The sequence below is a fragment of the uncultured Thermosynechococcus sp. genome, from assembly GCF_937958135.1.
Classification (GTDB): Bacteria; Cyanobacteriota; Cyanobacteriia; order Thermosynechococcales; family Thermosynechococcaceae; genus Thermosynechococcus.
The window spans coordinates 1-9,755 of the sequence record NZ_CALGOG010000048.1 but is presented as its reverse complement, the minus strand read 5'-3'; the positions used below and the strand labels follow the sequence as shown (position 1 = coordinate 9,755).

Below are 9,755 nucleotides of genomic sequence, written 5' to 3'. Positions count from 1 at the left end.
GCGTCAACAAGGGGTCACCGTCCTCTAAAATGAGGGATGTATTAAGCGGTGTTAGCAATATGAGTGTCATTAGTCAGGTTCTTCTTAAAGCGGATGATGAATTACGCTACCCCACCACGGGCGAACTACAGACGATTATTGACTTTTTCCGAACGGGTGAGCAACGTCTCCGCATTGCCACAACACTGGCCGAAAATGAGAAACGCATTGTTGAGCAAGCCAGCAAACAACTGTGGCAGAAGCGGCCTGACTTCATCTCACCGGGGGGGAATGCCTACGGTCAGAAACAGCGTGCCCTCTGTCTGCGCGACTACAGCTGGTATATGCGCCTGATTACCTATGGCATCCTTGCGGGTGACAAAGACCCCATTGAGCGCACGGGCATTATTGGTGTACGGGAAATGTACAACTCCCTGGGCGTGCCAATGGCCGGCATGGCAGAAGCAATCCGTTGCCTGAAGGAGGCCTCCTTGGCACTGCTGAGCACCGAAGATGCCGAAGTTGCTGCTCCCTATTTTGATTACATTATTCAGGAAATGTCCTAGGACAAGGGGCAACACCACGCCCAGTGGCCGCTTGTTTGAACCCCTAAGGGGGCAAGGCCACCCTCTATGAAACAGCCCCTCGAAGTCGTCATTTTGAGTAATGGCCCCGGTGAACTGGCCACGTGGGTCTATCCCTTTGTGACGGCGCTGCGGCAACAGGTCAAACAAGGCATCCGAGTCTCAGTGGTGATGGTTCCCTGTCCCCATGCCAGTGGTCAGGAGGCGGAGATTGCCCGCCGCTATCCAGGGGTAGATCGCGTGCTGCCGGCCACAGAGTTTTGGCACCTTGTGCGCACAAAGACCACTCGCAGCAAATGGGATTGGTTTCCCCAAGGGGTTGTGGTCTTTTTGGGAGGCGATCAACTGTTTGCAGTCCTGCTGGCCAAGCGGCTAGGCTATCGCTGTGTGCTCTACTGTGAGTGGCAGGCACGTTGGCAAAGGTGGGTAGATGGCATTGGGCTGCGCCGTCCTTTACCCATGGGCAAAACCAGCGCCAAGGTGGCGGTGGTGGGAGATCTGATGACCGATGTGCAAGCCCTTGCCCTCGATTCTTTGCCTGATGTACGCCAGCAGTTAGGCCTTGCCCCAGAGGCTCCCCTTGTGGGTCTGATGGTCGGTTCCAAGCCCAATAAACTTAAGTTGGGGGTACCCCTTTGCCTGGCGATCGCCGACCATTTAGCTGCCGCCCATCCCCCGATTTCCTGTGTGATTCCCGTGGCACCCACCCTGACGCTCAACACCCTTAGCGGTTACGCCGATCCCCACTTTAACCCGGAACTCAAGCACGTTGAGGGCACCACTGCCACACTCATCCAACCCAAGGAAGGGTTGCCCTATTTGGAGACGCCAAGGGGAACGAAAATCTATCTCTGGCAGCAGCTACCCAACTATCCTCTCCTACGGCAACTTGCTCTCTGTGTCACTACCGTTGGCGCCAATACCGCAGAACTTGCCGCCTTGAATGTGCCGATGATTGTTCTGTTGCCTGCTCAACAGTTACGGGTACGGCGAGCACACCCTTGGGATGGCTTAGCGGGCTTACTGGTGGGCTTGCCGGCGATCGGACGGCAGTGGACGGCGCTGGTCTTTTGGGCACTCGTCGCCAAAGGATTGGGCTGGCGGCGCTTTTGGCAGTTGTGGCGATCGCCCCAAATAGATTGGGCCTTGGTAAAACAGGGGCTTGGCTACAAGGCGTGGCCGAATATTTGGGCGGGCAGAGAAATTGTACCGGAGCTGGTGGGTCCCATTGAGCCGGCGGCGGTGGCGGATTACATTAAGTATCTTCTGAATCACCCTCAGGAATTGAGTCAGATGCGGCAGGACTTGCAGGCGCAGGTGGGTGCGGCGGGGGCGGCGGCAAAACTGGTGGATTTGACGCTTCAGGTGGCGGGTTGGGCTGCCAGCGATCCAGAATGTCCTTGAGCACAATTTCCGTAAACCAAATCTGACCCACAATCACCAAGGGCAGCGCCAACAGCAATCCTAAAAAGCCGAAGAAAATCGCAAACACAATTTGCGAAACGAGGGTGACCGCCGGTAGTAGCGCCACCTGTTTGGCCATGACGACGGGTACCAGTAGGTACTGCTCCAACTGTTGAATGACAATGTAGGCAATCAGCACCGCCACTGCTCGCCAAGGGTTGTCAATAAAAGCAATGATCATCGGTGGAATCACACTCAAAGCAGGGCCAATATTGGGAATTGCCTCCAGAAGACCCGCCAAAAAGGCATTGGCCAAGACCAACCGTACCCCCAGCAGAGCAAGAACAATGCCGCTGACTACGCCGATTACGAGCATATTCAGGCCTGTGCCCGCCAGCCACGCCAAGAGTGCCTGTTCACTTTCAGTGAGAATGGTGTCAATGCGAGACCGATAAAAAGCTGGAAACAGGCGAATAAAACCGCGGCGGTAGGGCTGGGGATCAATCACGAGCATCACCGTCAGCACCAAGACCAGCAGCGTATTCAGTAAGACCGCCAGTGTATTGGAAAAGAGGGCAAAGAAGTTATTAAAAATTTGCTCAAGGAACGGCTCTAATTGGGTAATTAGCCGATTAATTACAGGAGTGTCATCAAAGCCGCTACTTGGTAAAAGGTAAGCAATCTCATCAAGCCATGCCTCCAGTCGCTCCAGACCTTTGGGAATCAATACCCCCAGTTGCTGCGCTTCTTGCAAAAAGGGGGGAATAATCATCCAAAAGAAGCCAAGGATGATCAGGAAAGTCAAGCTAATACTGATGGCGATCGCCCGTCCCCGTTGCAGTCCCCAGCTTTGGAGCCGCAGTTGTAGCCAGTTGAGGGCCGTTGCCAAGACCACCGCTAAGAAGACTAAAAGCAACACTTGGCGAATCTCCCAGAGGATGTAGAGACACACCCCCAAAACCAATAGCCCAATCCACTGCCCAAACGTCACCGTTTTGCGTCCAATCCCGACCTCAACTCCCTATTAGAATAGGATTAGAGCAGGTTTTGAAGCCCTCTCCGCCCAACCCCCGACTTGGCTAGAGGAGAAAGACGGTATTGTTGTCGCGGAGCTGGGGATACTCCGCTGGGGGTCTGTGATTGAACTGGGCAAAGTAGGCGGCCAAGGGTTCCGGTAGGGTCGGTAGCGTGACTTGGGTATCTCCCTTGGCAATTTCCGGCCAGAGGAACGAGAGAGCTTGGGCGAGGGGCTTGGCCTCAGCTTCCGATAAATTAAAAGGCGGCAAGGTAAGAAAGCGCACCATAAACCCCACACCGCGCTGAAGCATCCATTCCCGCGAGAGATCACTCAAGGTGGGGTAGGCACTGAGGGACTCAATGCGGTAGGATTCCACATCCACTTGCCACCCCCCCTGGGGGCGTTCCTGCAGAATGAGCCGACGATAGGGATGGGGATAGCTCACCAGCGAACCGGTCGTTAGGTCAAACAGACCCCCCTCATAGGCAATGTCTTGAACATGGAGATGTCCGGTTAAGACCAATGACACCCCTGCCGATCGCAATAGGTTCAATAGCTCTGCCCGATTCTCCAAGAGGTAGCGCTGCCCCATCGGACTTTGGCTTTGCTGTGGCCAATGCTCAAGGACATTGTGGTGAATCATCACAAGGCGCAGCCCAGAAAAGGGTTCTGCCAATAGAGCCGCCAACCATGCTAGTTGTCCTTGATCAACTGCTCCCACCTGCTGACCCGTTGAGCTAAATTGGTTGGAATTTAGGGCAATCAGTTGCAGATTGTCTGCAAGCAGGGTTTGATAGTAATGCTTGAGGCTCTTGCCATAGCCAGCGTGGGCATACCACTGGGGAAACTCAGCCCAGCCAATACGGTTGTTATCCCCTAGAGCAAGAGGCACATCGTGATTCCCCGGAATCACATAGCAGGGAATCGGCAGGGTTTGCAGATAGGTACTGAGCCAGCAATGGTTTGCCCGCTCGCCATCCCGTGTCAGATCGCCGGGAATCAGGAGGGCATCAATTCCCAGCCCTAGGAGATGGGCAACGGCGGCTTCAAAGGCAGGGATACTGATTTCGTAGAGAAAAATAGGGGGAGAATCTGTCGGAATAGTCGCCGGCAGGGCAATGTGGGGATCACTGATAATTCCGAGTCGCACCGCCATCGCTATTTCCTAGTGGCGGAAGTGTCGCCGGTTGGTAAAGACCATGGCAATTCCCGCTTCATTGGCTGCTTGGATAGACTCATTATCCCGCAGACTGCCTCCTGGTTGAATAATCGCGGCAATACCGGCACGGGCAGCGGCTTGCACAGAATCGGCAAAGGGAAAAAAGCCATCACTGGCCAGCACCCCTCCGCGCGCTGCCTCCCCTGCCTGATCAAGGGCAATTTTGACAGCCCCGACGCGATTCATTTGACCTGCACCAATCCCTTGGGTTTGGCGATCGCGACTGACCACAATGGCATTGGACTTCACATGCTTCACCACTTTCCAAGCAAAGATCAGTTCGGCCATGAACTCTGGCGGGGGTTCTGTGACCGTCACCACCTGCCAAGTGTGCGGTTCAATTGGCGCTGCCTGCATCTCTTGGAGAAGAAACCCCCCAGCAATTGTCTGTACTGTAACAGGAGGAGCAGTTTCTAACTCCCCTAGGGTTAAAACCCGCATCTTCGGCTTGGTTTTTAGGATGGGCAGCGCCGCTTCCTCACAGGCGGGAGCCACGACACATTCTAAAAAGGTACGGGTTAGGGCTTCAGCCGTGGCCACATCCAAGGGGCGGTTGAGGGCAACAATGCCGCCAAAGGCAGAGACGCTATCCGCCGCAAGGGCACGCTCGTAGGCTGCCACTAGGGTCTTGCCCTCAGCGACGCCACAGGGATTGGTGTGTTTGACAATGACGGCAGCGGGGGCACTGTCCCCTAAGAATTCGCTAATAACGCCCCGTGCGGCTTCCAAATCCAGCAGGTTGTTGTAACTGAGTTCTTTGCCTTGGAGCAGCTCAGCTGTAGCCCAACCCCTAGGGTGTGCCCCCGTCATATACCAAGCCGCCCTTTGATGGGGATTTTCCCCATAGCGCAGAACTTGTTTTTGCTGTCCGATAAGGTGAAAGACGGGGGGCAGAATCTCCGCTGGAGCACCAGGCGAAGTGATTTCTTGGAGATACGTGGCGATCGCCTGATCGTAACAGGCGGTCAGGGCAAAGGCTCGCTGAGCACAGGCCAAGCGAAAAGCAGGCTGAGGTTCACCGTAAAGACGCAGTTCCTGAAGGTAGGTCTCATATTGGCTCGGATCTACCAAGACCGTTACATAGGCATGGTTTTTGGCAGCAGCGCGGATGAGCGTGGGGCCTCCAATGTCAATCTGCTCAATGGCCTCTCCCAGCGTGACGTTGGGTCGGGCAATGGTTTCCGCAAAGGGATAGAGATTGGCAACCACTAGATCAATGGGATTGATCCCTTGGGCTTGCAGATCAGCTTGGTCTGCCGGGCGATCGCGCCGTGCCAAGATGCCGCCGTGAATTTTGGGGTGCAGGGTCTTGACCCGTCCGCCGAGAATTTCCGCTGCTCCTGTGTACTCAGCAACAGTGGTTACAGGAATTCCTGCCGCTTGCAAGGTCTTTGCAGTGCCGCCGCTACTTAAGAGCGTAAAGCCAAACTCCTGCACCAAGGCCGTTGCCAACTCCACCAGTCCTTGCTTATTACTGGTGCTAAGTAAGGCAATTCGCCCCATGACCGCCTTCCTCCTCGGTGACTGGGAACACCTAATTTTAGCGGAACATGCTGCTCACAGAGCTATCTTCATGAATCCGCCAAATGGTTTCTCCAAGAATACTCGCCACCGAAAGCACTGTCAGTTGGGGGAAGCGTTGGTTTTCCGGCACCGGAATGGTGTTAGTCACAATGACCTCTTCAAAGTCACCCCCTTGCAGGCGCTCAATCGCCGGCGGTGAAAATACGGCATGGGTAGCACAGGCATAGACTTCCTTGGCACCTTCCCGCCGCAGGACTCGTGCCCCCTCTAGGATCGTGCCCGCTGTATCAATCATGTCGTCCACCAGCACTGCCGTTTTGCCCTTAACATCCCCCACCACATTCATCACTTCGGCCACATTGTGGGCTTGGCGTCGCTTATCAATAATGGCGAGGGGCGCATCGTCAAGTTTATTGGCAAAGGCACGGGCGCGGGCTACCCCCCCCACATCGGGAGAGACTACAACAATATCCTCTAGATTTTTGCTGCGCAGGTAGTCAAGGAGTACGGGCGAAGCATACACATGATCTACAGGAATGTCAAAGTACCCCTGAATTTGCGCCGAGTGCAAATCCATGGCCAAGACGCGACTTGCCCCTGCTTGAGTGATCAGATTGGCCACTAATTTAGCGGTAATAGATTCACGGCCGGCGGTCTTGCGATCGGCACGGGCATAGCCATAGTAGGGAATTACCGCAGTCACTTGACGGGCGGAAGCGCGGCGGCAGGCATCCACCATAATCAGCAGTTCCATTAGGTGGTCGTTGACGGGTCGGCAACAGGGCTGAATTAGATAGACATCACAACCGCGAATGGATTCTTGAATCTGCACATACAGTTCGCCATCAGCAAACCGCTTGCGCACCATTGGGCCGAGATCAATACCGAGGTAGCGGGCAATTTCCTGAGCAAGGGCAGTATTGGCAGAACCCGAAAACAGCTTTAGACGACTGTGATCAGAAGCGTGAGAGGGGGTCGTCGTGGGCAATGGCGCAGTGTGAATCACAGCATCTCCCCAAGATGGCGTGCATTTTGAGTTCGATCTTATCATTTCCAACTTCGGGAGCCACTACCCTAGGGTTGAATTTATAGGAAAATTAGGAAAATTATAGAAAAACAAATTTTGAGGTCATCATCTTTACCAATGGCGCGATCGCAATTCCGACAATTGGGGGATGTTTTCTTGTCACCGACAGGTGTAGCTTGGTTATTCCTCTTACCTGCACTGTTATTTTTGACAATTTTTGTTTTTTTGCCGATTCTGTACCTAGTCTATCTCAGTTTTACAACCGGTAGTTTTAGTCAGGAAGGGGTGCGCTGGGTTGGCCTCCAGAACTATCAACAGTTGTTCCTCAGTCCCGACTTTTGGCAGGTGATTGGCAATACCCTCTATTTCACAGCAGCAACGGTACTACCGACGATTGTGCTGCCCCTACTATTGGCGGTGGGTCTCAACCAAGCAATTGCCGGACGGGATCTTTTGCGTACAGCCTACTTTTTGCCGACAATGACCTCAATTGTTGCCGCCGGTTTAGGCTTTCGTTGGTTGTTTCAAAGCGATGGCCCGGTGAATCAACTCCTGCAAAGGTTAGGGGGTGAACCCATTGCTTGGCTGAGTGATCCAACATGGGCAATGCCGGTGCTGATTTTGCTCAGTAGTTGGAAGCAGTTGGGGTTTAATCTAGTGGTTTTTTTGGCGGGGTTGCAGACCATTCCTCGCGATCGCTACGAAGCCGCCCTCCTCGATGGTGCCAACGCTTGGCAACGGTTTCGCTACATTACACTGCCGGGGCTGCAACCTACTCTAATCCTTGTGTTTGTGACAACCACCATTTTTACCTTGCGCAGTTTTGAACAGGTCTATGTGGTGACTGGCGGTGGCCCCCTAGATACAACAAACCTGCTGGTATTTTATATTTACCAACAGGCCTTTGCATTATTCGACTTTGGTTATGCCGCTGCGGCGGCAACAGTTCTTTTGGGAGTGACGCTTGGACTCCTCTGGCTACAGTTGCGTACGCGCCAAGACCCCACCTTCTAGAGAGAGGAGCCAAGACCGGCGTAGGCACCGTAGAAGAAAAGTCCCACAATGACAATCACTCCCATGCCGGCCACTGTGGCCACAATCCACAGGGGAATACGCCCACCTTCAGACAACATGATTAATTCCTCCTAGGCAAATTCGGGTGTGGGAAAGAGTTTTAGTTAAAGAAGTAGCTGGAAAAAAGCAACGCAAGGACAAAGATCAACAGCAATCCTAGATACAGGGATGTGCGATTTAGTTCGACGGGCTGACGATTTGGATTCGGTTCCATGGCTGTACCTTCCTAACGGTGGATAAACTGCATTGCCGCGATCGCCCCGAGGAAGAAAATCGTGGGCACAGCAAGCGTATGAACGGCCACCCAGCGGACCGTAAAAATGGGGTAAGAAACGGGTTCTTGATTAGGAGTGTTACTGGTCATGGCAATCCTACTTCAACTGTTCTAAGAAGGTTTCAACTTGTTGTTTGGCTTCAAAGCGATCGGTCACCAGCGGGATTGACCGCTGCTCCTGAGCATAGTAGCTGTCAGGGCGGGGGGTGCCAAACACATCATAGGCCAAGCCGGTGCTGACAAAAAGCCAGCCTGCAATAAACAACGCCGGAATGGTGATACTGTGAATCACCCAATAACGGACACTAGTGATAATGTCGGAAAATGGTCGTTCTCCTGTCGTTCCAGCCACGTTGCGATGCCTCCAAAGTGTCTAATGTCTAGCAAAGGAAACGCTACTATCCATCATACAGCTTTTTTTCACAAGGATTTAACTACGTAAATCCACCCTCCCGCCCAAGATAAAGCAGCCGCGAAAGTGGGCAAGTGGCTGTTGCAGAACTGCAAGCTCCCTAGAGAGCCTAAACAGTCTCAAACAGTGGCTCGCTAGAGGCCGGCCTTGGCGAGATCATTGAGTACCTCCTCGGCGCTCTGGTAGCGATCCCGAAAGTTATATCTGATCATTTTGTTGATAATGGCAACAAACTGCGGCGACAGATGCCGTCCCGGCTGCCAGACAATATCCCCCGTGTGGGGGTCAGAGGGCAAATCCATTGGAGCAAGTCCCGTCAGGCCCTCAACAATAACCATGCCCAAAGAGTAAATATCACTGGCAATCACGGGTCGTCCTGCCATTTGCTCGCTAGGGGCATAACCACGGGTACCAATTGAAATCGTGTATTTGCCGTGCTGAAGTAAATCTTCCGGCTGGACATGGCGTACCGCCCCAAAGTCAATCAAAAACAGTTGTTGATCACTGCGGCGGCGCAAGATATTGGCGGGCTTAATATCCCGATGCACCACCCCAAACTGATGCACATACTGCAAAATCTCCAGAATACCCTTAAGAATGGCGAGGGCTTCGGCTTGGGAGAGGGTAACTTTCTTTTCAAACTCCTCTTTGAGAGATTCGCCATCCACATATTCCTGGGCGAGATAGAAATATCCCCCCTCCTCAAAATACGCCAGCAGTCGAGGGATATGCTCGTGTTGACCCAATCGGGCTAATGTTTCTGCTTCCCGCTGAAAGAGGCGACGGGCAATGGCTAAAAAGCGTTCATCCTTACGGGAGGGCACCAACTGCTTGACCACGCAAATCGGATGATCCGGCAGGTGTAAATCCGCGGCCAAGAACGTTCGTCCAAATCCTCCTTCTCCCAGTTGACTCAGGAGACGGTAGCGTCCCCCCACCGTTTGGAGCAGTGGTTCACTAGGTTCCTCGGCAATCTCAGAAACGGCGGTGGTTTCCGGCTGCGTGCCGCTCGGTGTTTGCGGCTCTGTGGTTGGGGGTGCCGACGAGGGGACGGCCATAGTGCAAATCTCCTCTGGGAGCTGGGTGGGATCTGCAGGCGGTGTAGGTAAGGGGTCAGGGTTGGACGGTTGTGTTTCCAGTAGGTCTGTTCGCGGAGCCTCTGGAATTGGCAATTGGGTTTCGGGCAAGTCCGCACTGGTGGTGAACTGGGTTGATGGTATCGAGATTGGTTCTGGGGGAG

At 53.7% G+C, this 9,755-nt stretch carries 11 protein-coding genes; 2 read left to right on the top strand and 9 right to left on the bottom strand.

All coding sequences use genetic code 11. The features are described from left to right. Positions 1-59 precede the first annotated feature (59 nt). Positions 60-545 carry an allophycocyanin subunit alpha-B gene (gene apcD, locus Q0711_RS06320; protein ID WP_298614126.1) on the top strand — a complete coding sequence of 162 codons (486 nt, stop codon included), beginning with the start codon at positions 60-62 and terminating at the stop codon, positions 543-545. Positions 546-1,818: 1,273 nt separating this feature from the next. On the opposite strand, the gene Q0711_RS06310 is transcribed toward apcD, so the two are convergent. The 4 genes from Q0711_RS06310 to Q0711_RS06295 form a co-directional block, all read right to left on the bottom strand. Continuing rightward, a complete protein-coding gene (locus Q0711_RS06310) occupies positions 1,819-2,958 on the bottom strand; it encodes an AI-2E family transporter (RefSeq protein ID WP_366142720.1) in 1,140 nt (379 codons plus the stop codon). 88 nt (positions 2,959-3,046) lie between these two features. Continuing rightward, positions 3,047-4,141 (bottom strand): metallophosphoesterase, encoded by a 1,095-nt coding sequence (locus tag Q0711_RS06305; RefSeq protein ID WP_298614122.1) that lies wholly within the window; start codon positions 4,139-4,141, stop codon positions 3,047-3,049. A 9-nt stretch (positions 4,142-4,150) separates the two neighbouring features. Beyond that, positions 4,151-5,707 (bottom strand): bifunctional phosphoribosylaminoimidazolecarboxamide formyltransferase/IMP cyclohydrolase, encoded by a 1,557-nt coding sequence (gene purH / locus Q0711_RS06300; RefSeq protein WP_298614120.1) that lies wholly within the window; start codon positions 5,705-5,707, stop codon positions 4,151-4,153. A gap of 37 nt (positions 5,708-5,744) precedes the next feature. Beyond that, positions 5,745-6,779: a ribose-phosphate pyrophosphokinase gene (locus Q0711_RS06295; RefSeq protein ID WP_366142721.1), complete on the bottom strand. Its 1,035-nt coding sequence runs from the start codon at positions 6,777-6,779 to the stop codon at positions 5,745-5,747. Between the two features lie 93 nt (positions 6,780-6,872). Here Q0711_RS06295 and Q0711_RS06290 point away from each other — a divergent pair, with 93 nt between their 5' ends. After that, complete coding sequence (locus Q0711_RS06290) at positions 6,873-7,769, top strand: sugar ABC transporter permease (protein WP_298614116.1); 897 nt, start codon at positions 6,873-6,875, stop codon at positions 7,767-7,769. Here Q0711_RS06290 and Q0711_RS06285 read toward each other — a convergent pair. The 5 genes from Q0711_RS06285 to Q0711_RS06265 form a co-directional block, all read right to left on the bottom strand. Then, positions 7,766-7,885: a photosystem II reaction center protein J gene (locus Q0711_RS06285; protein ID WP_071823295.1), complete on the bottom strand. Its 120-nt coding sequence runs from the start codon at positions 7,883-7,885 to the stop codon at positions 7,766-7,768. The genes Q0711_RS06290 and Q0711_RS06285 overlap by 4 nt on opposite strands. A gap of 44 nt (positions 7,886-7,929) precedes the next feature. Next, the gene (locus Q0711_RS06280) at positions 7,930-8,043 is read right to left on the bottom strand and encodes a photosystem II reaction center protein L (protein WP_149820459.1); all 114 of its coding nucleotides are present in this window, start codon (positions 8,041-8,043) and stop codon (positions 7,930-7,932) included. Between the two features lie 12 nt (positions 8,044-8,055). Further along, positions 8,056-8,193: a cytochrome b559 subunit beta gene (gene psbF, locus Q0711_RS06275; RefSeq protein WP_298614113.1), complete on the bottom strand. Its 138-nt coding sequence runs from the start codon at positions 8,191-8,193 to the stop codon at positions 8,056-8,058. A gap of 7 nt (positions 8,194-8,200) precedes the next feature. Continuing rightward, entirely contained in the window at positions 8,201-8,455 is a 255-nt protein-coding gene (gene psbE, locus Q0711_RS06270) for a cytochrome b559 subunit alpha (RefSeq protein WP_011057381.1), read from the bottom strand. A gap of 194 nt (positions 8,456-8,649) precedes the next feature. Next, positions 8,650-9,755, bottom strand: a 1,106-nt coding sequence (locus Q0711_RS06265; RefSeq protein WP_298614107.1) for a protein kinase, incomplete at its 5' end; no start/stop codon positions are given.